This is a genomic window from Bradyrhizobium sp. 18BD (assembly GCF_054185225.1).
Map to the genome: position 1 here is coordinate 129366 of NZ_JAVAYL010000006.1, position 26437 is coordinate 155802.

22 protein-coding genes are annotated in these 26437 nt (G+C 63.2%); 7 read left to right on the top strand and 15 right to left on the bottom strand.

The window, feature by feature from the left end; all coding sequences use genetic code 11:
- Positions 1 to 97: 97 nt before the first annotated feature.
- Positions 98 to 634 carry a DsrE family protein gene (locus RAD16_RS13165; RefSeq protein ID WP_458158305.1) on the bottom strand — a complete coding sequence of 179 codons (537 nt, stop codon included), beginning with the start codon at positions 632 to 634 and terminating at the stop codon, positions 98 to 100.
- Positions 635 to 827: 193 nt separating this feature from the next.
- Between RAD16_RS13165 and RAD16_RS13170 the strand changes: the two genes are divergently transcribed.
- From RAD16_RS13170 to RAD16_RS13185, 4 genes are read left to right on the top strand one after another with little or no spacing between them, the layout of a single operon-like run.
- Positions 828 to 2975, top strand: a complete 2148-nt coding sequence (locus RAD16_RS13170; RefSeq protein WP_458158306.1) for a hypothetical protein — start codon at positions 828 to 830, stop codon at positions 2973 to 2975.
- Between the two features lie 44 nt (positions 2976 to 3019).
- Entirely contained in the window at positions 3020 to 4042 is a 1023-nt protein-coding gene (locus RAD16_RS13175; protein ID WP_458158307.1) for a TAXI family TRAP transporter solute-binding subunit, read from the top strand.
- Complete coding sequence (locus tag RAD16_RS13180; protein WP_458158308.1) at positions 4039 to 4659, top strand: hypothetical protein; 621 nt, start codon at positions 4039 to 4041, stop codon at positions 4657 to 4659. The genes RAD16_RS13175 and RAD16_RS13180 overlap by 4 nt, the downstream gene beginning before the upstream one ends.
- Before the next feature lie 59 nt (positions 4660 to 4718).
- A complete protein-coding gene (locus RAD16_RS13185) occupies positions 4719 to 5396 on the top strand; it encodes a N5-glutamine methyltransferase family protein (protein ID WP_458158309.1) in 678 nt (225 codons plus the stop codon).
- 118 nt (positions 5397 to 5514) lie between these two features.
- Here the strand turns inward: RAD16_RS13185 and RAD16_RS13190 are convergent, their stop codons facing one another.
- The 3 genes from RAD16_RS13190 to RAD16_RS13200 form a co-directional block, all read right to left on the bottom strand.
- On the bottom strand, positions 5515 to 6906 hold the full coding sequence (locus RAD16_RS13190; protein ID WP_458158310.1) for an HlyD family type I secretion periplasmic adaptor subunit: 1392 nt from the start codon (positions 6904 to 6906) through the stop codon (positions 5515 to 5517).
- Positions 6907 to 7040: 134 nt separating this feature from the next.
- On the bottom strand, positions 7041 to 8864 hold the full coding sequence (locus RAD16_RS13195) for a type I secretion system permease/ATPase (protein ID WP_458158311.1): 1824 nt from the start codon (positions 8862 to 8864) through the stop codon (positions 7041 to 7043).
- A 204-nt stretch (positions 8865 to 9068) separates the two neighbouring features.
- Positions 9069 to 10427: a calcium-binding protein gene (locus tag RAD16_RS13200; protein WP_458158312.1), complete on the bottom strand. Its 1359-nt coding sequence runs from the start codon at positions 10425 to 10427 to the stop codon at positions 9069 to 9071.
- 1046 nt (positions 10428 to 11473) lie between these two features.
- Here RAD16_RS13200 and RAD16_RS13205 point away from each other — a divergent pair.
- Entirely contained in the window at positions 11474 to 12019 is a 546-nt protein-coding gene (locus tag RAD16_RS13205) for a hypothetical protein (RefSeq protein WP_458158313.1), read from the top strand.
- 223 nt (positions 12020 to 12242) lie between these two features.
- Here the strand turns inward: RAD16_RS13205 and RAD16_RS13210 are convergent, their stop codons facing one another.
- The 11 genes from RAD16_RS13210 to RAD16_RS13260 form a co-directional block, all read right to left on the bottom strand.
- Positions 12243 to 13004, bottom strand: coding sequence for an SDR family NAD(P)-dependent oxidoreductase (locus tag RAD16_RS13210; RefSeq protein WP_458158314.1), 762 nt, complete (start codon positions 13002 to 13004; stop codon positions 12243 to 12245).
- A gap of 21 nt (positions 13005 to 13025) precedes the next feature.
- Positions 13026 to 14765 (bottom strand): nitrilase-related carbon-nitrogen hydrolase, encoded by a 1740-nt coding sequence (locus tag RAD16_RS13215; protein WP_458158315.1) that lies wholly within the window; start codon positions 14763 to 14765, stop codon positions 13026 to 13028.
- Between the two features lie 13 nt (positions 14766 to 14778).
- Entirely contained in the window at positions 14779 to 15768 is a 990-nt protein-coding gene (locus RAD16_RS13220; RefSeq protein WP_458158316.1) for an acetamidase/formamidase family protein, read from the bottom strand.
- A 31-nt stretch (positions 15769 to 15799) separates the two neighbouring features.
- A complete protein-coding gene (locus RAD16_RS13225) occupies positions 15800 to 16519 on the bottom strand; it encodes an ABC transporter ATP-binding protein (protein ID WP_458158542.1) in 720 nt (239 codons plus the stop codon).
- A 1-nt stretch (position 16520) separates the two neighbouring features.
- Complete coding sequence (locus RAD16_RS13230; protein WP_458158317.1) at positions 16521 to 17237, bottom strand: ATP-binding cassette domain-containing protein; 717 nt, start codon at positions 17235 to 17237, stop codon at positions 16521 to 16523.
- Positions 17237 to 18301: a branched-chain amino acid ABC transporter permease gene (locus RAD16_RS13235; RefSeq protein ID WP_458158318.1), complete on the bottom strand. Its 1065-nt coding sequence runs from the start codon at positions 18299 to 18301 to the stop codon at positions 17237 to 17239. The genes RAD16_RS13230 and RAD16_RS13235 overlap by 1 nt, the downstream gene beginning before the upstream one ends.
- Before the next feature lie 15 nt (positions 18302 to 18316).
- Positions 18317 to 19189, bottom strand: coding sequence for an ABC transporter permease subunit (locus tag RAD16_RS13240; RefSeq protein WP_458158319.1), 873 nt, complete (start codon positions 19187 to 19189; stop codon positions 18317 to 18319).
- A 115-nt stretch (positions 19190 to 19304) separates the two neighbouring features.
- Positions 19305 to 20558, bottom strand: coding sequence for an urea ABC transporter substrate-binding protein (locus tag RAD16_RS13245; protein ID WP_326904776.1), 1254 nt, complete (start codon positions 20556 to 20558; stop codon positions 19305 to 19307).
- 10 nt (positions 20559 to 20568) lie between these two features.
- Positions 20569 to 21234, bottom strand: a complete 666-nt coding sequence (locus RAD16_RS13250; protein WP_458158320.1) for an ANTAR domain-containing response regulator — start codon at positions 21232 to 21234, stop codon at positions 20569 to 20571.
- Complete coding sequence (locus RAD16_RS13255; RefSeq protein WP_458158321.1) at positions 21231 to 22391, bottom strand: transporter substrate-binding domain-containing protein; 1161 nt, start codon at positions 22389 to 22391, stop codon at positions 21231 to 21233. The genes RAD16_RS13250 and RAD16_RS13255 overlap by 4 nt, the downstream gene beginning before the upstream one ends.
- A 309-nt stretch (positions 22392 to 22700) precedes the next feature.
- Positions 22701 to 23435, bottom strand: a complete 735-nt coding sequence (locus RAD16_RS13260) for a GntR family transcriptional regulator (RefSeq protein WP_458158543.1) — start codon at positions 23433 to 23435, stop codon at positions 22701 to 22703.
- A 104-nt stretch (positions 23436 to 23539) separates the two neighbouring features.
- Between RAD16_RS13260 and RAD16_RS13265 the strand changes: the two genes are divergently transcribed.
- Together RAD16_RS13265 and RAD16_RS13270 are read left to right on the top strand one after the other, a co-directional pair.
- Positions 23540 to 24862, top strand: coding sequence for a M20 family metallopeptidase (locus tag RAD16_RS13265; protein ID WP_458158322.1), 1323 nt, complete (start codon positions 23540 to 23542; stop codon positions 24860 to 24862).
- 13 nt (positions 24863 to 24875) lie between these two features.
- Complete coding sequence (locus RAD16_RS13270; RefSeq protein ID WP_458158323.1) at positions 24876 to 26423, top strand: ABC transporter substrate-binding protein; 1548 nt, start codon at positions 24876 to 24878, stop codon at positions 26421 to 26423.
- The last annotated feature ends 14 nt before the right edge of the window (positions 26424 to 26437 follow it).

Consider the following 26437-nt stretch of genomic DNA (forward strand, 5'->3'; position numbering starts at 1 on the left):
TTGCGCTCGTAGCGCGACAGCAAGATACAGAACAGTTGCGCCGGCTGCCTTAAGCCGGCTGCGAACCGTCTTCTGCTCCGCGTGCGGCGTGCGACCGTCAGGGCCGCAGATAGCTCCAGCCTTGCTCCTGAAGCTCCATCAGGCGGACGACTCCGGATTTGGTGATCTTCGCTTGCGAAATGATCGGAACGTCCTTGCCCTCGTTCTTCGTCATGTTTTCGCGCGTATTCCCACATGCCTCAAACGTAAGTCCGGGCGTGGTTTCGATCATCGCCTTGATCCGCCCCTTCACGGGGGATGTGTCATCTCGCAGCATGTGCAGTCCCGGCCCGTAGGCCACGACTTCTATGTCCACCTTTTGGTTGAGGTCGCTGTAGTACTGAGCCACGTTACTGGCGTTGTTCAGAGCGAGATTCATCACCGCCGGATCGTTGACATCGACATGGATGACAAGTCGGTGCGGAAGCTGCGTCCGCGGCGTCGCCCTGGTCATTGCGGCATTTGCGTTTCTGGCTGAAGCGCCGGGATGCCTGGCCGATAAGGAGGTTTGCGCAGAACCGTAGGCTCCGATTCCGCTGATGAGGATCAGTCCGACTGCCGTCATGCCGGCAACAATGGCAAATGATCTGCTCATGTCGAGCTTCCTGCGCGTGTGATGAATTGTCCTCGCAGGCTAGTTAAGCTGGATCGCCGGGGTCAATACGCTTTGGACACGGATCCGGTTCATCTACTTAATACCCTGCTGCCGCTCCCTCTACTCCGTTGTGGCTACCGCGACTGCGATATCGACAGCACGCCAATGAAAGCGGTGTCATGAACGCAATGTCATGATCTCCATCGAGCATTGGGCCGCAGTAATGGGGGTGCACGGATTCGATTTGCCGAAACAAGCAGCTGTCGCGCTGACCACTGCGCGCCGGCCGCACGCTTGCGCCCTGACTGGCACGTTCACGGTGCTTCTGGCAACCTGTCTTCTGCCGATTGGAGCCGCCGACGCAAAATCCCGCTACGAAGGAGACCGTGGCGCGCAGTTGATCGCAATGGCCGAGCTGGATCGAACGAGCCCCACCCCCCAACAAAGCCAGCTCGACGGGATCGTACGGAATTTGATCCTTGCTCAACGCGTGGACAAGGCGCAGCCGGCCGAAGCACAGCCAGCTCGCCGGCCTGCGGCAGCCGGCCCCGATGGGGCGCTGACTGCGAAGGGGCGGCAACCCGCTCCGGCCGACAGCCCTGCGCGCGAAGCGGCATCTTCAGTGCCCGCGGACCCAGGTGCTGTTCAATCGGCTTTCGAAACGGAGCGGATCAACCAGAGACTATTGCTGGATCAGGAGCGAGATCGAAGGGAAAAGCTTGCGCGCGAATTGGCTGCGGTCCGAGCGGAACTCGACTCGGCGCGGCAGATCCAGGCGCACAACGCCCGCGCCATTGAGATTGGCATCCAGCAGACGCAGGCGCTCGAGCAGGAACGAGAAAAGACGAACAATCTATCGCGTGAGCTCTCATTCTTGAGAGCGGAGCTCGAGGTCGCACGGGTCGCGGCTTCAAAGGCCATGCAGGCGACCGAGCTCGAGCTCAAGCAGGAGCCTCCCCACGACCGGCGGAATGGAGCTAAGCGCTTTGCGCTCCAGCTTGCCTTCCTTCGCTCTGAACTGGACGCGGCACGGGCCGCAGCATCAGAATCCGCGAAATCGACTGCGACCGAGGCCGCACAAAAGCAAACTCTCGAGCGCGAACTGAAGCAGGAGCAGGACAAGACGGAGGCCCTGATCAACGAACTCGGCACCCTCCGGACCGCAGCCTCGGAAACCGCCAAGGTGAACGCCGCGGATGCCGGTCAGAAGCAGATCCTGACACGCGAACTCGAGAAACAACGGGACAGAGCAGACAGCGCTGTCCGTCAGCTGACCTCTCTTCGCTCTGAACTGGACGCCGCACGGAGCACAGCATCAGAATCCGCGAAATCGACTGCGGCCGAGGCCGCTCAGAAACAAGCTCTCGAGCGCGAACTGAAGCAGGAGCAGGACAAGACGGGGGCCCTGATCAAGGAACTCGGCACCCTCCGGACCGCAACCACGGAGACCGCCAAGGCGAACGCCGCAGAGGCCGGTCAGAAGCAGGCACTGACACGCGAACTCGAGAAGCAGCGGGACAGAGCGGAAAGCGCCGTCCGCCAGTTGACCTCTCTTCGCGCCGAGCTCAGTACCGCGCAGGCAGCGAGCTCAGAATTGGCTGCTCACCGCTCCGCGGACATCGAGCACAGTCGGGCGCTCGAGCGCGAGGTCGAACAGCAGCGCAGCCGGGCGGACGCTCTCGCACGTGAAGCGGCATCGCGACAAAATGAACGCGACGCGGCGCGGATTGAAGCGTTCGAGGCCGCCGCACGTGCCGACAGGGCGGAAGCCGCGCGCGAAAAAGAGCCAGCAAGCAGCGACAAGGCGTCGGCCCCGCCCCTCGCTTCCGTCCGGGATCGTCTAGCCGCATGGAATGCGTCCGCCGCCGTGGTGGCTCCCCCACCTAGCGGTTCGGCGCGCGCGCCGAGCCAAAGCATCGCCCAACCTCCCGCCTCACCTTCGCCCAAGCCTCCCGCTTCCGCCGCAGCGCCGCCGGAGGCCAGGCTGACAACAGGTGCCTCGTCCGCCCCCGCTGCGACAAACGTCGCGGCGGTGGAGCGATCGAGCGGTGCGAATGCAGCACCGCGTCCGCTTGCCAATGAGGAGCGGCTGCTCGCTCGCGCCAGCACGTTGCTGCGACAAGCGGACATCAACGCTGCTCGCGGGTTGCTCGAATACATTCTTGAACATGGCAGTGCAAAGGCTGCCTTCATGTTGGCCGAAACCTACGACCCTCACGTGCTGCAATCCTGGGACGTCCGCGGCGTCGCCGCCGATCCGGCGAAGGCGCGCGAGCTGTACGAACGAGCTCGAGCCGGCGGCATTCGCGATGCGGACGGACGGATCGTGGGGCTCAGATAGCTGCTGGAGCGAGCCCTCGAAAATCAGCAAGAGTGGAGAGACTCATGTCACTGAGTAAGCTGGCATTCCTGGTCGCCCTGGCAGTCCTCGGCTTGCAGCCGACCGCCGGCGCCCAAACCCGTCAGGCGCGCGAGTCACCGGCACCTGCCCCGCAACGATCGGCCGAGGCAACCGCAAAAGAACGTATCAATGCATGGACGGTCGGGCTCGCCGGAGGATTGATCGAAGGCGCCCCGCTTCGCCTCGCCGCGGAAATCGCCCGCGTCGTCAATGATGACGACAAGCTGCACGTCATTCCGATCGTGACGACCGGCGCAACCGAGAACGTCAATTCACTGCTCTATCTCAGGGGCGTCGACGCGGCGATCATCAACACGGATGCCCTCGAAGAGTACAAGGCACAGGTCCCGACGATCCAGCAGCGCATCGTCTATGTCCTCAACCTCTTCCCGGCCGAACTGCATGTCTTCGTGCGCCCGGAAATCAAGTCCCTCGACGACCTCCGGGGAAAGAAGGTCAACTTCAACACCCAGGGTACGGCGGCTGCCTATTCCGGACCGTTGATCTTCAGCCGGCTGGGATTGAATGTCGAAAAGATGTTCATACCGCATCAAGTGGCATTGCAGCAGATGAAAAGCGGCGACATCGCTGCGGTCGTCTTCATCACATCAAAGCCGGTCGACGCCTTCTTGAAGGGACGCTGGGAAGAGGGCTTCAAGTTCCTGCCGATCGAATATGATCCCAGGTTTGAAGACTATTATCTTCCGTCATCCCTCGATTCAAAAGATTATCCAAACCTGGTTCCGGAGGGCAAGCGGATTGCAACCATCGCCGTTCCCACAGTTCTTGCCGCCTACAATTGGCAGCCGCAGACCGATCGCTATCGGCGCATGGCGCGCTTCGTGGAGCACCTGTTCGGACGGTTCGACCGGCTGCAATCTGCCGGCTTCGATACGAAATGGAAGGATGTGAATCTCCGCGCCAGTGTGCCCGCCCTGGCCCGGTTTGCTCCGGCGCAGGAATGGCTCGATCGCTCGCCTGGTGCGACAGTCGGATTATCGCGATGAAGCGAGTGGGTACCCTCGCAGCGTTCGTGCTCGCGGGTATCGGGTATCTGAGCTACGCACAGGCGGGAGACACGCAAGATCCCTTGAAAGCTTGTGCGCAGTTTGAGGGTCTGGAGCACATGATATGCGTCGACGATCAGATCGGGAACGCGCTTGGGCAATTCGTTCAGGCGCCGCCTGCAAGTCCGAACTGGATCGTGAGCGAAACCACGTCGCCGGTGGACTACAAGCCACAAATCGCCGCGCAGACGACTTCACGGGCCGGCTCGAATAATCCGTCGTCCTCGCTCGCTATCCGTTGTCACGCCAATCGGACCGAGCTGTTGCTCTTCGCGGCGAATTCCTGGACCAAGACCCCGGCCACCGACATCAGAGTCACATTCCAGATCAATGGCCAGCCGCCGGTCGACGGGCGCTGGAGGGTTGCCGACGGCGGACGAAGTCTTGCTTTCCCGGGGGACGTCGTCCGTCTCGTACGCACCATGCCGAAAGCCGGCCTGTTTCTGATCAAGGTGTTTGCCGAAACGGCTCCCGCTTATGAGAACATGTTTGAACTGACCGGTATCGACGCAGTACGCCGGCGACTTGTCGAGGTCTGCAGCTGGCCGCCAGGCTGAATAACTTAGTTCGGACTGAACGCTGGTTGCTTATGCGTCACGTGGGAGATCTGACTGTGATGAGCGAGACGATCAATGTCGCTGAGGCGTATGAGCGAGGGCGTAGCCGGTTCATGGGAATCGAACTGCTGGTTGGTCCTGGCGCACTGGTGCCGCGACCGGAGACGGAGCTGCTCGGCAGGACCGCGATTGAAGCCACGCGCATCCCCGCGCCGCGGGTCGTCGACATGTGCTGCGGCGCCGGCAATTTGGCATGCGCGATCGCCCTCAATATCCCCGGCGCTCGCATCTGGGCCAGCGATTTGACAGACGGGTGTGTCGAACTCACCCGACGCAATGCCACGCATCAAGGCGTCGCTTCCCGCATCACCGTGCTCCAGGGCGATCTGTTCGCGCCTCTGGCGGGTCTGCAGCTCGAACGAACGATCGACATGATCGTCTGCAATCCCCCCTATATCTCGGAGTCCCGGCTCAGAGGTGATCGCGCTTCTCTGCTCGCAGACGAGCCGCGCGAGGCCTTTGCCGCCGGGCCCTACGGGCTGAGCATCCACATGCGCGTCACGAAGGACGCACCTCGCTACCTGCGGCCGGGAGGATCGCTGCTGTTCGAGGTGGGCCATGGTCAGGATCGACAAGTGGCAACCCTGCTCGAACGCAACGACGCCTACGAGAACGTCCGCGTCGTCATGGACGAGACCGCCACCGGTCGCGTCGTCATGGCGTACGCAAAGGGATAGCGAGATTTGCGCACTAAAGCGCGATGAGATTAGGATGAATCGTCATCGCGCTTTAGGTTGTTGTTTGAGCATGATCTTTTCGGAAAACCGCTGCACACTTTTCCGGATCGTGCTTTAGTCAGCTCTCCCGCATGCCGCGCCGGATCGCATCCGTGATCGGCTGGGTCAGATAAGCCAGGATCGTGCGTTCACCCGTTGCGATCAGAACGTCGGCCATCATGCCCGGCTTGAGCTTTTCGCGGACCATCTCGGGGAATTGCATCACCTGGACCGAGACCTTCACTTCGTAATAGGGTTGATGCGTGGCATCGTCGCGCGTGGCGTCTGCCGCGATCGAAAGCACCTCCCCGACAGCGATCGGCGTGGAGCGCGCCTTGAACGAGGGAAGCCGCACCTCGGTCGGCAGGCCGAGCTGGACGTGGTTGATATCGAGCGCCGACACCCTTGCAGCCACAACGAGAACGTCGTTGTCCGGCACGATCTCCATCAACACGTCGCCCGCCTTGATCACGGCACCGATCGTGTGAACCTTGAGGTTCACGATCCGCCCTGATCGCGGGGCGCGGACTTCCATCCGGGCCAGCACATCGACGGCGACGCGCAGCTTCTCGCGCGCGTCGGCAAGCTGGGCGCGCGTGTCGGCGAGCTTTCCGGTTGCCTCCTCGAGCACCTTCTGCCCGACCTGGTCGATCTGGAGCCGCGACTCGTCGATGATGCGGCCGTAGCGAGCAATATCCGCTTCATATGCGCCGATCTTGCCCTCGAGATCGGCTTTGGAGCGCTCCAGCGTGGCGACGCGCGCGAACGGCACGATGCCCTGGTCAGCGAGCGGCTTGAGCTTGGTGTACTCCTGGGTCACACTGTCGAACTGTGCGCGCGCGCCCTTGTTCTGTGCAGTATTCCCCTGGATCTGACGCTGTGCCTGCGCGATTCGCTCCTCCAGGATGGAGACCTCGATCTTTCGCGCAGCACGGCGTTCATCGAAGCGTCGCTTCTGGTCACCCATGGCGCGCATCGCGCTCGGATCGGACGTCTTCTGCAGCAGCTCGGCCGGAAACGCGATGCTGTCCTTTCCTTCGGCCTCCGCCTGCAGGCGTGCCTCCTCGGCAATCGCCGAGTACACCGCCGAGCGGGCGATCTCTTCCTTGGCCCGCTCCTGGGTCGGGTCGAGCCGCAACAGGACCTGACCTTCCGCAACATGCGCATCACCCGTCACCAGCAGGTTCTGAACGATTCCGCCCTCGAGGTGCTGCACCACCTTGCGATCGCTCTCGACGACGACGGAGCCGGTCGCCACCACGGCGCCATCGATCGACGCAAGGGCGGTCCAGCCGCCGAATACGCCGAAGGTGAGGAAGACGATCAGGAAGCCCCGGCGCGCGGGTGTCTTCCAATCGCCGGACGGGCCCTCATTGTCGCCTGTTGAGGACCCTCCGGACCGCAGGGCTGGCAGTCGTGCCTTTAGGGCCGGCAATTGCGTCTTTGCAAGATGGATCAGCGACTTTGTCATCGTCTCCGCCCTCCCAAAGAGTTTAGCCGGAGCGTGCGGTGCTCGCGCCGCCTCACCGGTTCTGTTGAACTGTCTCAGAAGCTCCGCCAGCTCATCGTGAACGGCTTCCGCCCCCCGTCGCAACATATTGTCCATTATTGCCTCGTCGCGTGCGCCGGACGCACCTGATTCGAAAGCTGAACGGGGCCGTGAGCACCGTCAGCATGATGATTGCGGTCGGCCCGATGATGTTCGGCGGGCCCGCGCACGTCGCGCCGCATCGGCGCAACCGTTTTGCCAAGCAGCGCAGGCAGCATTTCCTCGCGCGTGCCGATTTGCCCGATCCGCCCCTCGTGCATGAACACGATCTTGTCGACCGCGGCGAGCAGGTTCGGGCGGTGATTGATGATCACGATCGTCACCTTGTACTGCCTCAGTCGCTGGATCGCATCGGCCAGCGCGCGATCGCCGTCGCCGTCGAGATTCGCGTTCGGCTCGTCGAGCACGATCAGCACCGGCTTGCCGAACAATGCGCGCGCGAGCCCGATGCGCTGCCGCTGACCGCCGGAAAGACCTGCGCCGTTATCCCCGATCACCGTGTCATAGCCCTTCGGAAGACGCTGGATCATCGCGTGCGCCGAGGCCAATTGCGCCGCTTCGATGACAGCCTCGTCGGAAGCGTCGTCGCGGAAACGCGCAATGTTGTCACGCACCGTACCGGCGAACAGCTCGACGTCCTGCGGCAGGTAGCCGAGATTCCGGCCGAGGAAATTGGGATCGAAATGCCTGATATCGTTGCCGTCGATACGCACGCAGCCGTGCACCAGCGGCCAGGCACCGACCAGAGCCCGCGCCAGCGACGACTTTCCGGAGCCGGACTGGCCGACGACGGCGACGACCTCGCCGGGCGCCAGACGGAACGAGACGTCGGCGATGGCCGGCAACTGCGATCCGGGAACGAGAACGGTCGCGGCTTCGAGTGAGACCTCGCCCACCAAATCCGGCAGCCTCGTCGGCCGCCCCTCCGCCGCGCGCGACTCGAGCGCGCGATTGAGCCGGGCATAGGAGGTCCGCGCTGCAACCAGCGCCTTCCATTGCGAGACCGCGGCCTCCACGGGTGCGAGAGCGCGCCCCATGATCAGCGAAGCGGCGAACAGCACACCGCCCGAGATCTCCTGCTGGATCGCGAGGTATGCGCCCACGCCCATGATGCTCACCTGGATCGCCATGCGCAGGAATTTGGAGATGGCGAGCAAGGTCCCGCCGCGCTCACCGGCCGTCGCGCTTTCCAGCAGGCCCTGCCCGTGAGTTTGCGCCCAGGCCGCGCGGACCGCGGGTGCCATTCCAAGCGCCCGGATCGCTTCCGCGTTGCGCAGCGACGAGGTCAGGCGGTCGAGGGCATGGAGATTCTTCGACGCAGCCGCATTCAGCGGCGTCTTCGTCAGGCGCTCGTTGAGGAAGGCCAGCGTCAGGATGATGGCTGCTCCGATCAGGGCGACCAAGCCGATGAGCGGATGGAGCAGAAAGCATATCGCGAGGAAAATCGGCGTCCACGGCACATCCATCAGCGATGTGATGACGCCGCCCGACAGCACCTCTCGCAAGGTGTCGACGTCGCGCAGCAGCTGGACATGATGCGAGCTGCTCGTGCTCAGCGCCTGTCCGAGTGCAGTCTCGAACGTGTCCCCCGAGATGAGCCGATCGAATTGAAGGCCGGTTTGCACCAGAACCCGGCTGCGAAAATGCTCGAGCGCCGCGTAGCTGACGAAAAGCACGAGCGCGATCACCGAGAGCAGCAACAGCGTCATCCCGTTGCGGCTCGTCAGCACCCGATCGTAGATCTGCATGCTGTAGAGCGGTGAGACGAACACCAGCAGATTGATGAAGATGGACAGTCCACCGGCCGCGATCAGGCCGGGACGTATCCGACGGAAAGCGTCCGCGAGCGGAGATGGTTTTGCCGAAGCGTGCATGTGCATATCCGGGCCGCCCTTTGTCGGGCGGCGGTAAGCGGGTTGAAAATTGCTTGCAATCGAGCGTCAGGGACGCCCGCATTTCAACATTCCGCCGTGCGCGGAATGGCACCCCACCTCTCGACCACTGTGGTCGCGAGGAACTCCCCCACATTGAGCATACGCGCGGCAAACCGCGCGTATGCTCCTGTTGCAAACTACGCTACGAACTCACGAATGCCAGGCGTGATGGTCGTAATGGTGAGACACGAGGTCGGCCAGATGCCCGACGAGGGATCCCGTGTCCGACGTCGCCGTCTGGTCGGTGGTTGCATCCGATGTCGCGGAAGCCACCGTGCTCGCACCTCGCCACAACAACCCATGACCTCCGGACCCGGACGACGTGGCGTCATTGATCCACTGCGAGAAGTCGAAGCTACCGCCGTGGTGTCCGCCGGTATCACCGCTCGTCGAAGCAGACGACCAGCCACCATGGCCACCCCAGTGACCGGAGCCCGTGGTACCGCCAGTCGACGGATCCGTCGTGCTGCCGGTCGTCGGGTCCGTCGTACCACCGGTCGAGGGGTCCGTCGTTCCGTCCGAACCGGAAGCCGTTGTCGTGCCTCCGGTCGAGCCGGTCGTCGGCGGGGTGGTGCCCGTCGAATCACCGGTGCTTCCAGTGGAGCCGGGCGTCGTGGTGCCGTCCGTCCCCGTGCTTCCGCTCGCATCGGAAACCGGAGGGGTGCTGCCGTCGGTGGCCGAATTTCCGCCGGTGTCCGAAACCGGCGTGGTCGGATCCGTCGCCGGAGGAGCACTCACGACGGGTGTCGCTGCGCTCGTATTGTGAGCGAGGAACACCTGCTGCAATTCCGGCGAGTTCTCGAGCGCCGTATCGCCATTCTGCGAACCCCAGGCGTAGGCATAATCGAACGCCGGGTTGGGAACGAGGTCCGCCCAGTGATTGATCATCGCCTGCTCTTGCTCGGCAGTGGGCATCACGACCGAGCTACCGGTTTCGGTTTGCCAGCCGCCGCCGCCGAACGCCTGGTACACAGGAACGATCGAGTCGAGCGGAATGCCCGCCTGCTCTGCAGCCGCGACGTACTTGTCGATGGTGCTGAGGTCGACGTTGGGCCGATCCGACCAAACCGGATACCAATCGAGACCGAAGTAATCGATGTGGGTATTCGCCTGGTTGTAGCTGTTCATGTAGCTCGGATCGTCCGATGACCCCATGTTATTCAGGACGGTAAAGGTCTTGGCGCCGGGATCGTGCTGGTGGATCCAATCCGATTCCGCCTGCAAGTCCGCCGCGCTGGCCTGCGGCCCCCATTGTCCGGTGGGATCCGGCTCGTCCACGAGGTAGAAGCCGAACACTTTCGGATTATTGAGGAAAGGCGTCACCTGGTCGATGAAGTCCTGAGTCACGCCTTGGTACTGATCGAGCCAGACCAGACCCTGCACGCCATCGGGCAGTGCATTGGCCTGATCGACATACGAGATGTCTGCAAGGTTGAAACCAGCTTGTGCTGGTGTGAAGTTACCTTGATCGTCCAGGCCCCCGCCCGCGGCGTAGTGTAAGGTAGCCAATGATATTCCCCTCTCTGTGTTAAAACCCCCAGTGACCCTTTTGGGTCTGAGCGCCGACAACCGATCGGGCGTCCCACGAAGGTGAACGTATGTTTACGTTTGAGGCAGGAATTTCTGTATCATTGGGCGGAACCAAGGGATTGTTGTGCCCGAAATCTGCACAACCACTCGTTGGCACCAGCTGCGTGATTTACGGGGGCGAGCCGTTTCAAAAGACGCTTCAATGATATGTGGCCGGTTGAGCCGAGGAGATCACACAAGACCCGGGCACAGCGCTGCCCAAATTGCTTCAAGGCCGGGGGGCTGGCAGCGAACCGGAGCTGTCCGCGGAGTACTCCCGATGACGGATGTTCTCATCGGCACGTTTCCGTTGTTCAGTATCAAACGATGCTCGACGGATTGAACTCATTGCGGACCCACTTCGCTATGAATCGGTACTGGGGCACCGCAGTTGATTTCGAGCCAACGGTCGTGAACTTGAGGAAGCAAGGAATTCAGTCTTAGGCGCCGGGTTGCGTTGCTGCTTCAGTCCCATTGCTGATGAGATCTTTTTGCGTGGCACTCAATCGAACAGGCCCTGTCCAATGCGCCCGTTCGTTTTGCCTTGCCGCGTCGTTGTGATTGTTCGAGCAGAGGTTATTCGCTGCCGAGGACACGATGTCAGGATCGGCCCAAGCCGAGCTCAAGTTTCCGCCGAGCTCACGAATTCAGGTCAAACCAGCAGCCGGTCCTCGCTTGGCTGGAAGGACCGGGACCGTGATTGGGGCCGGATATTACCCCAAGAGCCTCCGTGTGATCTTGGACGGCTCGAAGGGTCCAATCACGCTTCACATGGACTACGTGGCCATAATCAACACGTGAAGTGGACCGCATCCGCGACCCACTTGCGAGCATGAGGCCTTCTTCACCGAACAATGCGTTGGGAGTTACCCCAGAGGTATAGTCGGCCTCTCGTCCGGCGTTAGGCCGCATTTTGGGCCGATTTCAGCCAATCTGTGTTGGTTGCTCATTGCTCGGGGGCAGGATCCTTCAAACCGGAGCCTGCGATGTTCAAGCAAGTTATTTTTGCGTCTTGTTTTGTTGTATTCGCCTCCCTCAATTCGGAAGCACGACCTTATCGACTGGAGCGCGCCTCCGAATGCAATGTCACCATGCCGTGTGACTTCTCGTATTCTTCGCAAGTCTTGAACCAGCGAAAGGCGTTGACGCGCTCATTGCGGACATACCGTTCAACACAGCTCGCCGTCGTGGCCGTTACAGATACGGCGTCGCCTGGTAATTCCGTCAGCGCTCGGATCGTTGGTGGCCGCCCCGCGGGTTGCCCCTCGTCATTCTGCGGTTGCGGCGCCGCCCTGCGGCTGTTTGGCCGCATCGTTCCGGAGTTGAACCTCGCGGCAAACTGGCTGCGGTTTCCGCGCACGTCGCCGGCACCAGGGATGGTCGCGGCAAGGCGCGGGCACGTTTTCGTCCTGGAGCATCATATCGCGGGCGACGTTTGGATGGCATACGACGCCAACTCGGGTGGACACGCAACGAGAATACACGCGCGTTCATTGAGAGGGTACACCGTCGTGAACCCGCGCGGCGCGTGACGTGCCCCTCATCGATCGGCAACACAATTGGCGGGCACCGGCATGCTTTCGCGGGGCTTCCAAGCGATGACGTGCTGAGCGGGGATCATTCATCAATCTCCGGATGACGGCACAATCATGCGCCAGCGCTCGTTGCGCTGGCGCATGCTGCGCTAAATGCTGGCGTTTCGGAGGAGCGCCAGCACCGTCTGCGGATACGCGCTCCGCACCATCTTTCAATGCCCTAGAACTGAACCCCGCGCGTCAGCGCGCCGTCGACGACGAGGTTCGTTCCCGTGATGAAGCTTGCAGCGCGGCTGGCAAGGAAGACGACTGCGTTGGCCATTTCTTGCGGCGTACCCATCCGGCCCGTCGGATTGAGAGCCAGCGCGGTCTTGTAGAGTTCGGGATTGTTGTCCTTGATCATGTTCCAGACGCCACCATCGAAGTACGTATTGCCCGGCGAGACCGAGTTGGCGCGAATGCCTTTCCCCGCCAGCTGGTTGGCGAGCCCCTGCGTGTAGTGGATGATCGCCGCCTTGAAAGTTCCATAAGGACCGGCCGCGAAATCGACCTCCCGTCCCGAGACGCTCGATATGGTGACGATCGCGCCGGCAGCGCTCTTCTCCAGATAGGGCATGGCCGCGTTCACCAGCCGTACCGTGCCCATCATGTCGGTCGAAAACTCCTTCTCCCAGCTTGCGTCATCCTGTCCGATCGCAAGCGCACTCACGTTGGCGACGACGACATCGATACCGCCGAGCTTTGCCGCCATATCGGCGACCCAGGCCTTCAGCACGGACGCATCGGCGACGTCGACCGCGCCGCCATGGGCCGCGACGCCCCTCGCCTTGAGCGCGGCGACCGTGCTCTCGACTTCAGCCGGATTGCGCGAGCACACGCCGACATCGGCACCTTCGGCGGCGAATGTCTCGGCGATCGCGCGACCAATCCCCCTGGTGCTTCCTGTGACGAGAACCTTGGCGCCCTTGAGTCCCAGATCCATGGTCGGTTTCCTCTCCTTGGCTTAATGATTGTTTGCGGCAGCCTTGACCAATCCACGATAGCTGTGCGGCATTCGCATCGAAACCAGATCCTTTCGACGCACGACATTGGTCGGATAGACGCTGTCGAGATTCGTGGTGTCAATCAGCGCGGTTGCAAGGCCCTTGCCGCCGACCGCGATCGCCTCCCGCCGCGGAAACGCGAATGTATCAGGGCCAAATACACCGCTCAGCCCGGGATAGCCGCGCTTGGGATCAACGACATTGGCGAAGGCGAAAAACAGGTTGTTTTCGCCGGCGCGAACGCGGAAATGATGCCAGTGATACGGATCCGGACCGGTCGGAATCGGCTTTGGCTGCTCGACTTGTGTGCCGGCATGCGAAGAACTGAAGCCACCCTTGATCGCGGCAGGACACGCAATGAGATCGCAGCCGCGCAGTGCGAGAATCCGGCCCGTTTCCGGGAACGATGCGTCGTGGCCGATCAGCAACCCGATGCGGCCGATCGGCGTGTCGACGACGGTCCAGCCGTCGCCGGACGTCGCCCAGCTTCGCTCGTCGGCAGCGAGATGTGTCTTGCGGTAGACCGAGATCTCCCCATCGGGCGCGACGAGGCAGGCGCTATTGTAGACCACATCGCCGTCGCGCTCGGCGAGGCCGCAGACCAGATACAGGTCGAGCTCCTCCGCGAGCTTGGCGAGGCTGTCGGTCGCTGGCCCCGGAACAGGTTGCGCGAATGTCGTGGGATCTGCAAGTCCCGTCAGGGCAAGCTCCGGAAAGACGACAAGCTCCGCGCCCTCGGCCTTCGCCTCGCGCGCGAGTGCCGTGATCTCTCCGAGATTCTGGCTGCTGTCGTCGCCAGGTGAAAACTGCGCGACGCTGACCCGCGACGTCTTGCCGGCCGGCCAAGGCTCATGGCCGTAGAGGCCGAAGAAGTCGCGCGGGTTCCAGCTGAAGGTATCGGTCAGCAGCTCCGGATAGAGCTCCGGCCGCCGCTGCGCGAATACTGTTTCGCCGAGCACGCGGCGCGCGCGCGCGGCATCGAGGTCGATCTCTGACATCAGGACTCCATCGCCCTTGTCGAGCACGGCCGTCACCTGCCCGTCCGGCGCAATCACGCAGCTTCCGCCGCTGAATTGCACTGTGCGCTCGAGCCCCCATCGATTGCTCTCAATCACATAGCAGCCGTTCTCGAATGCGCGGCTGATCCAGTATGGCGCCGGCGTGCGCTCCGCCAGCCAGTTCGAGATGTGGCAGATGACATCCGCGCCGCCCAAGGCCATCAGCCGTGCTGTTTCGACGAAATGGATGTCCATGCAGATCAAAAGCGCGATCCGCCCGATCGGCGTCTCAAACACCTGATTGTGCAAATCGCCGGCCGCCGCCCATTTCGGCTCGGAAATATAGGGATGCGTCTTGCGGTGGCGGCCGACGATGCCGTCGGGCCCGATCAGGACGGCCGTGTTGAAGTAAATGCCGTCCCCGTCGACCTCCGGCATGCCGACCACGATGTAGCAGCCATGCCTGGCCGCCAGCTTCGCAAAGCGGTTCGTGGTCGGGCCCGGGACAGCCTCGACGAAGGGCGCGACCTCGGCGCGGTCGAACCAGCAATAGCCGGTCGTCCCCATCTCCGGAGTGACGATGAGTTTTGCACCGGCCTCCGCCGCCTGCTCGCAGAATTCGAGCAGGCGCGCGATGTTACGCTCCTTCTCGAACATGGTCGGATCGAACTGGACGGCGGCGACCTTGTGCCTGATTGACATGATCCAGCCGGCCTCAAACGAGATAGGACTTCTTGATGGAAGCGCCGAGCGTGTATTTGGGATCGACCATGTTGCCGAGACGGATGCGGCCCGCCTGGGTCAGCAGCATGTAGGCGTCGATCTCTTCGAAGCCGTAATCTGCGGCCATCCAGCGGCAGAGCTCGCGATAGGCGATACGGGCCGCATCTTCCATCGGCCGCGCCGAACCGATCGTCATGATGAAGTCCTTGGTCTCTAGCCGCGGCCAGGCGATGGTCCAGTTCTTGATCAGGTCGATCTGAACCGTGGTCACGGTCGGATGTTCGATGGCGACGCCGCAGAGCTCGCCATCGCCTTGCGCGGCGTGGCAATCGCCGAGGTAGAGCAGCCCGCCCTTGGTGTTGACCGGCAGATAGATGACGGCGCCGACGCCGACATCCGGCAGGTCCATGTTGCCGCCATAATAGTCCGGAACCAGCGATGAGATTGCCTCGATCTCCGGCGAGGTGCCGATCGTGCCGATGAAGGGCTCATAGGGCAGCGTGATCTTGTCGTTCCATTTCGTGCCCGTCTTGGCGTCGATCTCGAGCTTCTTGACGCGCTCCGGGAGCGCCGGATTGAGCAGCGCAGTGTTACCCGTGCTGACCAGACCGCCAAACTCCGGCATGATCACCGTCGTACCGCGTGGCTGCGGTCCGCGTGGCACGATGCTCTCGATGTAGACGGCGAGTGCATCGCCCTTCTCCGCGCCGTTGACGTGGATCGGCCCATTCTGCGGATTGAGGAACGGAAAGTTGAGGATTTTTGACGGGCTATCGGTCTCCTTCTTGATCGCGCCTTCGAACGCGTCGTGCGTCTCGGCCGAGACGACCGCGCCGGGATCGACCGTCAGCACCGGGCTTACATAGGGGCCATAGACATAGTGGTATTTGCCCTGCTCGATCTCGGTGATCGTGTACGCCTTGCCGCGCTCGCCCTTCGCGACGCCTTTGCGTGCCATGATGGAATTGTTTTGCCAGGCCATTGCCGTTCTCCTTGGTTGGGCGTCGTTTCTTTCAAACCGCCAGATGGCGGCGCATTTCCGCTTCGTCGTCGAGCGCGGAGTGATCGAGACTTGCGACGATGCGGCCCTTGTCCATGACGTAGCAGCGCTGCGCCATGGCGCGGATCATGTCGAGATTTTGCTCGACCAGGATCACGGTCACGCCCGTCCTGCGATTGAGCTCGACCATGTTGTGCGCGATGTCCTGGACGATATTGGGCTGGATGCCCTCCGAGGGCTCGTCGAGCAGGATGAGATTGGGATCCGCGATCAGCACCCGTCCGATCGCGAGCTGCTGTTGCTGGCCTCCGGACAAGGTGCCGGCGCGCTGATGCCAGCGCTCTTCGAGGATCGGAAACGCTTCGACGATCTTGCGCCGGCCAGCCTCGGGAATGCCGCCGCTCTTGATCGCAGCGCCGACCGCGACGTTCTCGCCGACGGTCAGGCGCGGAAACACGTCGCGCCCCTGCGGCACATAGCCCATGCCGAGCCGTGCCCGCTTGTGCGCCGGCAGCGATTCCACGGCCTCACCGCGATAGACGATCGAGCCGCTCATCGCCGGCACCAGCCCGATCAGGCTTTTCATCAAGGTCGACTTGCCGACGCCGTTGCGTCCGATCACCGCAACGATCTCGCCTTCCCGTACCTCGATCTCGAGGCCCTGGAGCACCGGCTTGCCGCCATAGCCGGCGCGCAGACCCAGTGTCGAGAGGATCACTTCCCTGCGCGGCATATCAAGCATGGGCCTGCCCCAGATAGATCGCCGCCACGCGCTCGTTGGCCACGATCTCGTCGATCGAGCCCTGCGCAAACACCTGGCCGAGATGCAGCACCGTGACGCGCCGGGCGACCTGGCGCACGAACGCCATGTCGTGCTCGATCGCCAGCACCGTCATGCCGTCGGCATTGAGCCGCTGCACCATCTCGCCGGTCATGTGGGTTTCCTCCGGTGACATGCCGGCGGTCGGCTCGTCGAGCAGCAACAGGCGCGGCTTCAGGCTGATCGCCATACCGATCTCCAGCCATTGCTTCTGGCCGTGGCTGAGATTGCCCGCCGTCTGCGCCTGCTCGGCTTCGAGGCCAAGGAAGCCGAGCAGCCGATCGATCTCGGCTTCGAGCTCGGCGCCGCGATGCCGGCTTTGCAAGGCGATCTCGAGGTTCTGGCGGACCGACAGGCCCTTGAAGACCCCCGGCACCTGGAACTTGACCGACAGGCCGCGGTGAATCCGGGCAAAGGATTTGAGTGACGTGATGTTCTCGCCGGCGAAGAGAATCTCGCCGCTACCGGGGTGATGCTCGCCCAAGATCAGACGGAACAGCGTGCTCTTGCCGGCGCCGTTCGGGCCGATCAGGCAGTGGATCTCGCCGGGCTCGAGCGTGAGGTTCACGGCGTTCGTGACGTGCAGCCCGCCAAAATGCTTGTTCAGTTCGCGCAATTCGAGCAGCGACATCAGCCGGCCCTCTGCGTAAAGCGGGCCGCGAGGCGGCCAAGCCAGTTCATGAACCCGAGCACGAGGCCGTTGGGCGCGATCAGGACCGTGAGCACGAGCAGCACGCCCATGAAGATCAGCGCGTACTGGCTGCCATAGATCGTCAGCGCCTGGAACGCGGCGAGCACCACCAGCGTGCCGATCACGGTCGAGGTCAGATCACTGCGGCCACCGACGGCCACCCAGATCAGCGGCAGCGCCGCCGCCGTCATGCCCATGCTCGACGGCGTGATGTACTGCCCCCACACCGTGTAGAGCACGCCGGACAGACCTGCGAGCGCGGCGCCGATGACGAAGGTGATGAGCTGGTATTTTCGGATGTCGTAGCCCAGCATCTCGGCGCGCTCGGGATTCTCGCGGATCGCGACGATGATGTTGCCGAACGACGAGTTCATCAGGATGCGCAAGGCCAGATAGACCAAGACCAGCAGGCCAAGCACGAGGTAGTACAGCCCGACATCGGCGAACAGCACGATCGGCTCGCCCGGCCACGGGATGGTCAAGGGCGGCATCGCGCTCATGCCGTTGAAGCCGTTGAGCCGCGCGCTGCCGATGTGCCATTCCGGCCCCGCGGTCTGCGCCATAAAACGCTCCAGCATCAGGGTCACGGCGAGCGTGACGATGCCGAGGAACACGCCGGCGATGCGGCCGAAGAACATGAAATAGCCGAGCAGAATCGCGAACAGCGCCGCGATCGCCACCGCAATCACCAACGCCACCAGCGTGAAGCCGTAGGCCGAGCCGAAATTGATGGTGAGGATGCCGTAGCCATACCCCGCGATGCCGAAGAACGCCGTCTGGCCGAAGGACAGCGAACCGCCATAGCCCCAGATCACGCAGAGGCTGAGGGCGATGAACACCCAGACGAAGAAATAGACGGTGTTGCCGACCGTGTAACCGTCGCTGAACAGCGGATAGGCCAGTGCAACAACGAGCACGAGTGCAAACAGGCCCCAGAAGGCCGGACCGCGACCGACGGTCTGCGGGCCTTCGAGACGGCGAAACAGCGAGAGTAAACCGGTCACGACGCCATCACTCCGTCAGGTGCGCTCGCGCAGCACGAAGCCGGAGATGCCTTTCGGCAGAACCCGGACCACGATAATGACGGCAACCAGGAGGCCGATCTGGCCGAACAACTGCCCCTGCCAGGACGTCATCACCGATTTCACCACCGCAAGCACGGTGCCTGCCGGCGCCGTGCCGAGGAACACATCCGCCCCACCGATCACCACGGTGACGAAGGCCTCCATGATGAAGGTCGCGCCCATGGTCGGCACCAGCGTCATGGTCGGCGCATAGAGCCCGCCGGCAAGGCCGGCGAGTCCCGCGCCACAGGCGAAGGTGAGGCTGTAGATCAGGCGGGTGTCGACACCGAGCGCCGCCGCCATGTGCGGCACCTGGATGGTGGCGCGGGCCAGCACACCGAAGCGCGTCCAGTTGAACAGTGCATAGAGCGCCGCGAGCACGCCAAGCGCAGCGCAAAACAGCACGATGCGGTAGATCGAGTAGGAGTACTCACCGACCTGGAAACTGCCGAATGGCGTGCCGACACCCGCCATGGTCGAGCCGACCATGATCAGCGTGCCCTGCGTGGCGATCAGGCTGAGCCCCCAGGTGGCGACGATGGTGTCGAGCGGCCGGTCATAGAGATGGCGGATGACCGCGAGCTCCACCAGCACGCCGACCAGCGCCGACACGACGGTGCCCGCCAGAATGCCCAACGGCAGCGGCAGGCCAGCATGCACCGTTGCCGCCGTCACATAGGCGCCGCACATGATGAACTCGCCGTGGGCGAGATTGATCACGCCCATCATGCCGAAGATTACCGCCAGTCCGCAGGCAGAGAGCACCAGGAACGCAAAGGCGTCACCAAATTGATAGAGTGCCGAAAAGACGTGGGTCGCGATGTCCATGAACCAACCGATATCTGGGAAGACGCGACGTCGCCGTCGCAGGTATCCGTGATCGCCCCAGCCCGCCGGCAACGCCAGGGACGTGCCCGGAGGGCCGGAGCGATCAGCCGCCGGGTCAGGGTTTCGGCGGGGGATTCGACGGCGTGTACTGCGCCATCGGATCTTTCTTGGTGAGATCGCAGCCGGCTTCGCCGAGCCAGTACGGCTTGATGTCCTCCCAGACCTTCGGGAAGGAGATCGAGTGATCGGCACCGACCTTGGCGAGGTAGATCGTGTGCGACATGTGCTGGCTCTTCGGGTCGATGCAGACCTTGCCTTCCGGCGCATCCATGCAGACGTCGCCCATCGCGATCACCTTGCGGATGTCCTCGCGCTTGGTCGACTTCGCCCGCTCCACCATCTGCTTGTACAGATAGACGGCGAGATAGGAGTTTTCCGCCTCCTGGTTCACATAGGGCTCGCTCGGGAATTTCGCCTTGAACTTGGCGTAGAATTCCTTGCTCTTCGGCGAGTCGATCTCCTCGATGTAGTTGGTGGTGACGTACATGTCCTTCAGGCTCGGCGGCTTGAAGCGCTTGTGCTCGTAGCCTTGGCCGACATTGACCGAGGAGGCCATCGGCAGGTTGACGTTGGCGGAAGCCGCCTGCTCGTAGTAGGAGGCCTGCGCTGTGCCGACCAGCAGCGTGACCACGAAGTCGGGCTTGGCCTTCTGGATGTTCTGGATGCTCTGGGAGAACTGCGACACGCCGAGCGGGATGAACTCCTCGCCCGCCATCTTGCCGCCGTTCTCCTTGACGATCTTGCGGACCCATTCCGCCGAGATCTGGCCGAAATTGTAGTCAGCGGCGAGCGTGTAGACGTTCTTGCCGTACTTCTCCATCATGTAGGGAATGAGCGTCGAGAACTGCTGCTCCGGCACCGCGCCGGTGACGATCATGTGGCCGTCGCAGACACCGCCTTCATACTGGTTGTTGTAGAAGGCAAAGCCGTTGAACTGGTCGACGATCGGCCGATAGGCCTCGCGCGAGGCCGAGGAGAAACCCGCGAACACCACGTCGACCTTGTCGCGCTGGAGCACGCGTCGCATGAACTCCTGGTAGCGGGTGTTGTCGGACTGCGTGTCGTAGGGAACGAGCTCGAGCGGCCGGCCCATGATGCCGCCCGCCTTGTTGATCTCGTCGGCGGCGAGCTGGATGGCGTGGACCTTGCCGATCGTCGCCGCGGCGAAGTCGCCGGATTGATCCTCCAGCACGCCGAGCTTGATGGGGTTTTCCGCCGCGAGTGCCGAGTGCGATCCAATGGGTGATCCGAGGACAAGCGTCCCCGTGAGGGCTGCGGCACGCAGCCCCCGCAATACAGACTTGCTCATTTTGCTTCTCCTAGATGGCTTGCTTGTTGCCGCCTTGCAGCATGGTGCCGGTCGTGCGGCCGGTCGTGTCGGGCGGCTTCGCCCGCTTGCTCAGAAACTCCTCGCAGTAGAGTTCCATGTTCTGCCGCGCGCGCATGCTTTCGCGACGGAGCTGGGAATAGGCACCCTCCTCGTCGAGGGCGCCCTGCTGCATCAGCAGGATCACGGCCCGGATCACCGCGCGGCGACCGCGACGGCGTTCCTCGAGGTCCTGCAGCCGCTCGCTCATTTCGGCCCGCAGCAGGAACTGGTTGATGCCCATGAACAGGGACGTGTAGACCGCGCCGCCATGCACCGGCTTGCGCAGAAACGAGGTGGCGCCGAGATTGACGAGCGCCTTCAGCCGGCTTGGGGCCTCGACGCCAACGAGGCCGATCACCGGCACCGGCGGCAGCCGCGAGGCCGGATTGACCTCGATCGCGACGGCACCTTCGAGATCACCGTCGACGAACAGGATATCGCGGTCGGCCTGAAGGCCTGCAATCTCGATCTGCGCGCGACCGTCGATGATCTCGGGATATTCGGTGGAGACGCCGAGCTTGGCGAGCGTCGTTTCGAGCGTGCTCTCCCATCCACCACGGCGGGTGACGACGATCGCGCGGCCGCCCTTGAAGTTCTGCAGCAGTCGAGAGCTCATGATTGCACCACTTTCAACAGCGGGGAGCGCATTGCGCTGGCAAAGCGCGGCGACGACTGGACGAGATAGGGATCGGGTGCGATCGGCTCGCGGGACTCCAGCAGCACTTCGAACTGCCCGTTCGCGGCCGAGCGGCCGATCCGCGGCGTGAGCCAGGCGTGAAAGGTCTGCCGGTCGATCAGAACCTCGCCTTGCGGAGCACGCAGCCGCTGGTCGGCGACGGCGGCGCGTACCTTGCGTGCATCATCGGTCTCGGCCTGCGACAACGCGGCTGCGAGCAGCTTGACCGCGATGTAGGACGACTCGGCGTCGGCCGACGAGACCGGCCCGTCCGGAAAGGATCGTGTATAGGCATCGATGAAGGCGGCATTCTCCGGCGAATTCAGCGACGAGAAATAGACGCTCGACGACAGATGCCCGTCGACCGCATCGGGCCCGATCTCCGGCAATTCGGGCTCGGACAGCGTGCAGCTCGCAACCGGAATTTGCGCGGCCTGATCGATGCCGCGCGCCCGGCAGGCGGCCCGGAACGCGCGGAAGAAGGCATAGGCGCTGGTGCCGATCAGATTGTTGAAGACGAAGTCCGGGCGCTGGTCGATGATCGCGGCAATGACCTGGTCGACCTCGGTATCGCCGACCGAGAGATAACGCTCCGCGAGCACGCTGCCGCCGCGCGCAATCAGCGCCTCGCGAAAGATGCGGTTGTTCTCCCAGGCCCAGATGTAGTTGGATCCGATGCAGAAGGCGCGCGTGCCGACCCGGGACGCCAGATAATCGACGAGCGGCAGCACGTGCTGGTTGGGTGCAGCGCCGGTGTAGATGACGTTATCGGAGCTCTCGAAACCCTCGTAGTGCGAGGGATACCACAACAGCCCGTCGAATTTCTCGAAGCAAGGAATCACCTCCTTGCGGCTCGACGAGGTGTAACAGCCGACCACCTGTCGGATGCCGGAGCCAAGCAGCTCGAGGCTCAGTGAACGATAGCGCGCGAGGTCGCCGGAGGGATTGACCACGACCGGCTCCAGCTCGACATCGTGACTGTTTGCATTGACCTCCTGAAACGCGAGCAATGCGCCATTGAGGATCGACCGCGCGACGACGCTGTAAGAGCCCGTCGTCGAGAACATCACGCCGATCCGATAATGCTTCCGCGTCATCACTCGATCCAAAAACAAAAAAGCGCCCGCCGGCTGTAAAGCCGAGGGCGCCCTCGCCGCCAACCAGACACGCTTACGCGTGGCGTTGGAAATGGTTTGAACTCGTCGCGTTGACGGGCTGGCTTGCCCGACGCTCGTGCATTACGGTCGTTGAGATCGATTGCGATGTCAAGCGCGTTGTTGCAGCGGAGATTGCCGCAATTCTTATCGCCCTGTAGCAAATCTGTGCAAGCGAGCGGCATACGCGGCCCGGCTCGATCAACGCGATCGTCGGTCAGCAGCAAGGATCGGGACCGCGAGGCAAGCGCCTCAGCGGATCTCGTTCACGTAATGATGGTGCTCAGTCGTGGCCCGATGCTCGCTCAGAAGCGCGAGCGCACCAGCCTGATCGTACGCCTCCTCGCGGATCACCAGAACGGCGCTCGGAGAAGGCAGACCAAGCAGACGCCGATCCTCTTTGTCAGCGAGCTCCGCCGAGAGCTTCTCTCGCACCGCAGCAATGCGAATGCCGTAGGCATCGAGCAAATGGAGATAGAGCAGCGCGGGCACGCTCGCCGCCTTGCGTGGAAACTCGGGCACGCGGCGCGCAACAAGCTGTATCCGCGAATGCATCACCGGCACGCGGCCGACGCGTCGCACGCGATGAAGACAGAGCAGCGGCTCGCCGACGGCTTCGGTGAACAGCACCGCCTCCTCCGCGCTGGCAGGCCGTAGCAGCACGGACAGGACTTCAGGAACGGAACGCTGGAGGCTTCCGTTCTCGCCATGCAACCGGAAATACTGGAAGAAAAAGCGCAGACTGTGTTGCGGCGCGCGGCCCGTCACCACCGTCCCGGTCTTGCGCCGGCGCACCAGCATGCCGTCGGCCGTCAAGTCCGCCAATGCGCGGCGGATGGTCCCGACCGCAACGCCATATCGCGCGGCGAGCGCGACTTCACCGGGCAGCACCGTGCCGGGAGACATTTCACCGACCAGGATTGCCTCGGCGATCTGCCGCTTGACGTGCTCGTACAACGGAACTGGCAGGCTCGATGGCTCGCTCATCGCCGCTTTTGCCTGTTTACCGGTCACGCCTGCCTCATTCTTTGGAATTGACAGCCATCGGCTTCGCCTATTTCTATATAGAATATAGAAATGAGCCAGCGCAAATGGTTTCTCCGCCGCCAAGTCCAGGGCAAGCGAACCCGACACTCGCCGATGGTTTCGCCGAAATCGAGCGCACCGCCGAACATGCGGTCGACGATCTCGCACGGATGGTGGCGGTCGACACCACCTTCCCGCCGGGTGTGGGATATGAGGCCTTCGCGGGACTGATGCAGAGCACCGTTGCGGCGCTCGGTCTCGACTGGCAGCGCGTCGATGTGCCCGAGCATTTGTGGCGCGTGGCCGGTGGCCCGGCGCATGGACGCAGAACCAATCTCATCGCGCGCCGCCGCTCCGGCAAGCCGGTGCTCGGGCTCTATTTCCATGTCGACACCGTGCCGGCAGCACCCGGCTGGACCACCAACCCGTTCCAGTTGATCCGCGACGGCGATCGCCTGATCGGCCTTGGCGCCGCCGACATGAAGGGCACCATCGCAGCCGTGCTGCTGGCGCTGCGCACGGCCGACACGATCGGCCTTCCGCTCGGTTACGACCCGATGCTGCTGCTCTGCACCGACGAGGAAGGCGGACTTTACCCGGGCGTGCGCTATCTCGCCGAGCAGGGCTTGCTCGAAGGACACATTCTCAATTTCAATGGCGCAGCGGCACCGCGCATCTGGGCCGGATGCTTTGGCCTCTTCACCCTTCTGCTGCGCGTCCCCGGCAAGACCGTTCACGCTAGCACAGCGGGGACCGCAGGCGCGAGCGCCAACGCCATCGAGGCCGCGCTGCCAATTCTCAATGCGCTTGCGGCACTGAAGCCCAAAATCGCAGCGCGAACGTCCACTCTGCCCGCACCACCGCAAGCGACGCATCCGCTCGCGGCCCAGCTCGATATTTCCGCCGCCCATGGCGGCCAATGCGGCGGCCAGATTCCGTCGCTGTTCGAAATCCTCGTCTGCCGGCGCTATGCGCCGGAGGAAGATTTTCAAGCAGCGTGCGTCGAGATCGAGAACGCCATCGCCGCGGCTGCGCCTGGAGCCGACGTCGAGGTACTCCTCACCGGTCACCTGATGCCGACCTCCGACCCAACGGGCCCGCACTGGCCGCGCTGGCAGCAGGCGATGTCAGCCGGGTTCGGCTACGCGCCGGACGAGTTCGCAAAATGGGGCGCGACGAGTTGTTCCGATTTCGGCTGGGTGCAGCAGACCGGCATGCAGGAGATTCTGCTGACCGGGCTCGGCCGGCCCGACAACCAGGTTCACGCCCCCGGCGAGTTCACCACGCGCGCCGACATCGTCGCACTGGCGAAATCGGTCCTTGCCTATCTGTCCGCCGAATTCCGTCCCGAGCTGTCTCCCGAGACAGCCGTCGTCCACTCATTTTAGGGAGCACGCCCCCATGCTGTCCGTCACACGCCGTCACTTCCTCGCCGGAACCGCAATCGGCCTCGCCGTCCTGCCGAGGATCGCCATCGCTGAGGCCCCCAAGCGCGGCGGTGTTCTGCGGATGTCCATCGACCAGGCGGCATCGGTCATCCATCCGATGCAGGCACGCGTCAATCCGGAATACCTCGTCACCGAACTGCTCTACTCCAACCTCACCCGGCTGAAGCCGGACATGACCGTCGAGCCGGACCTCGCTCTGTCATGGGAGCCGAACGCGGCATTGACCGAGTGGACCTTCAAGCTGCGCCCGGGCGTGACGTTTCACGACGGCTCGCCGCTGACCGCCGACGACGTCGTCGCCACCATCAACGCCATCCTCGATCCGAAGACCGCCTCGCCCGGCCGCACCAATGTCGGCCCTATCAAGGAGGTCACAGCAGTCGATCCCTTGACGGTCAAGTTCACGCTCTCCGGCGCCTATGCCGACCTGCCTGTGGCTCTCACCTACCTCAACGCACGCATCGTCCCGGCCAAGGTCGTCACCGGCGACCTCGCCAGTCTCTCGACCACCGCCAACGGCACCGGCCCGTTCAAGCTCACCTCCTACGAACCCGATCGGCGCATCATCGTCGAACGCAACCCCGCCTACTACGATCCGGTACGCCCCTATCTCGACCGCATCGAGCTGCTGGTCTATCCGGATCGTACCGCCGAAGCCTCCGCGATGATCTCCGGCGAGATCGACTTGCTGCTCACGACGACGCCGGGTGAGTATGAGCGCCTCGTCAAGGCAAATGGCGTCAAGGCGCTGCGCACGCCCTCCGGCCAGTTCCTCAACGTCAACCTCGGCTGCGACCAGAAACCGTTCAACGACGTGCGCGTCCGTCAGGCGCTGGCCCTGGCCGTGGATCGCGAGGCGACGGTGGGCTTCGTTGCGGGCGGTTACGGCACGCCGGGCAACGACACGCCGCTCAGCTCCGCCTATCACTTCTACAAGAACATTCCGCTGAAGAAGCCCGATATCGCCAAGGCGAAGCAGCTTCTGGCCGATGCAGGTTACCCCAACGGCATCGACCTGACGCTGGTCGCCTCCGACCGGCCGGCAACCCGCACCCAGCTCGGTGTTGCCGTCCGCGAGATGGCGGCGGCCGCCGGCTTCCGCATCAACGTGCAGACCATGCCGCACGCCACCTATCTCGACCAGGTCTGGAAGAAGGGCAATTTCTACGTCGGCTTCTACAACATGCAGCCGACGGCAGACGCCATCTTCAACCTGCTCTACACGTCGAACGCGGCCTGGAACGAGACGCGCTGGAACAACAGCGAATTCGACGCCGTCATCAATGCCGCGCGCGTCGAGAACGACGAGACCAAGCGCACCGCGCTCTATGCCAAGGCGCAAGACATGATGAACGCCGAAGTCCCGACGGTGATTTCAGCGTTCTTCGACCTGCTCGCTGCGCAGCGCTCCTACGTCGACGGCTACGTCCTCCATCCGCGCGGATCGGTGTTCCGCCTCGACCTGGTCTCGCTCGGTGCCGGCGCGCCGAAGCGCGCCTGAGGCCGGAGTTATCT

What these genes read in the sequence shown, in the direction of transcription:
- RAD16_RS13245 (WP_326904776.1), bottom strand. Translation starts at nt 20,558, where the DNA reads ATGAGCAAGTCTGTATTGCGGGGGCTGCGTGCCGCAGCCCTCACGGGG.
- RAD16_RS13185 (WP_458158309.1), top strand. Translation starts at nt 4,719, where the DNA reads ATGAGCGAGACGATCAATGTCGCTGAGGCGTATGAGCGAGGGCGTAGC.
- RAD16_RS13210 (WP_458158314.1), bottom strand. Translation starts at nt 13,004, where the DNA reads ATGGATCTGGGACTCAAGGGCGCCAAGGTTCTCGTCACAGGAAGCACC.
- RAD16_RS13230 (WP_458158317.1), bottom strand. Translation starts at nt 17,237, where the DNA reads ATGTCGCTGCTCGAATTGCGCGAACTGAACAAGCATTTTGGCGGGCTG.
- RAD16_RS13220 (WP_458158316.1), bottom strand. Translation starts at nt 15,768, where the DNA reads ATGGCCTGGCAAAACAATTCCATCATGGCACGCAAAGGCGTCGCGAAG.
- RAD16_RS13270 (WP_458158323.1), top strand. Translation starts at nt 24,876, where the DNA reads ATGCTGTCCGTCACACGCCGTCACTTCCTCGCCGGAACCGCAATCGGC.
- RAD16_RS13175 (WP_458158307.1), top strand. Translation starts at nt 3,020, where the DNA reads ATGTCACTGAGTAAGCTGGCATTCCTGGTCGCCCTGGCAGTCCTCGGC.
- RAD16_RS13260 (WP_458158543.1), bottom strand. Translation starts at nt 23,435, where the DNA reads ATGAGCGAGCCATCGAGCCTGCCAGTTCCGTTGTACGAGCACGTCAAG.
- RAD16_RS13255 (WP_458158321.1), bottom strand. Translation starts at nt 22,391, where the DNA reads ATGACGCGGAAGCATTATCGGATCGGCGTGATGTTCTCGACGACGGGC.
- RAD16_RS13215 (WP_458158315.1), bottom strand. Translation starts at nt 14,765, where the DNA reads ATGTCAATCAGGCACAAGGTCGCCGCCGTCCAGTTCGATCCGACCATG.
- RAD16_RS13265 (WP_458158322.1), top strand. Translation starts at nt 23,540, where the DNA reads ATGGTTTCTCCGCCGCCAAGTCCAGGGCAAGCGAACCCGACACTCGCC.
- RAD16_RS13225 (WP_458158542.1), bottom strand. Translation starts at nt 16,519, where the DNA reads ATGCCGCGCAGGGAAGTGATCCTCTCGACACTGGGTCTGCGCGCCGGC.
- RAD16_RS13170 (WP_458158306.1), top strand. Translation starts at nt 828, where the DNA reads ATGATCTCCATCGAGCATTGGGCCGCAGTAATGGGGGTGCACGGATTC.
- RAD16_RS13190 (WP_458158310.1), bottom strand. Translation starts at nt 6,906, where the DNA reads ATGACAAAGTCGCTGATCCATCTTGCAAAGACGCAATTGCCGGCCCTA.
- RAD16_RS13180 (WP_458158308.1), top strand. Translation starts at nt 4,039, where the DNA reads ATGAAGCGAGTGGGTACCCTCGCAGCGTTCGTGCTCGCGGGTATCGGG.
- RAD16_RS13240 (WP_458158319.1), bottom strand. Translation starts at nt 19,189, where the DNA reads ATGGACATCGCGACCCACGTCTTTTCGGCACTCTATCAATTTGGTGAC.
- RAD16_RS13205 (WP_458158313.1), top strand. Translation starts at nt 11,474, where the DNA reads ATGTTCAAGCAAGTTATTTTTGCGTCTTGTTTTGTTGTATTCGCCTCC.
- RAD16_RS13165 (WP_458158305.1), bottom strand. Translation starts at nt 634, where the DNA reads ATGAGCAGATCATTTGCCATTGTTGCCGGCATGACGGCAGTCGGACTG.
- RAD16_RS13195 (WP_458158311.1), bottom strand. Translation starts at nt 8,864, where the DNA reads ATGCACATGCACGCTTCGGCAAAACCATCTCCGCTCGCGGACGCTTTC.
- RAD16_RS13250 (WP_458158320.1), bottom strand. Translation starts at nt 21,234, where the DNA reads ATGAGCTCTCGACTGCTGCAGAACTTCAAGGGCGGCCGCGCGATCGTC.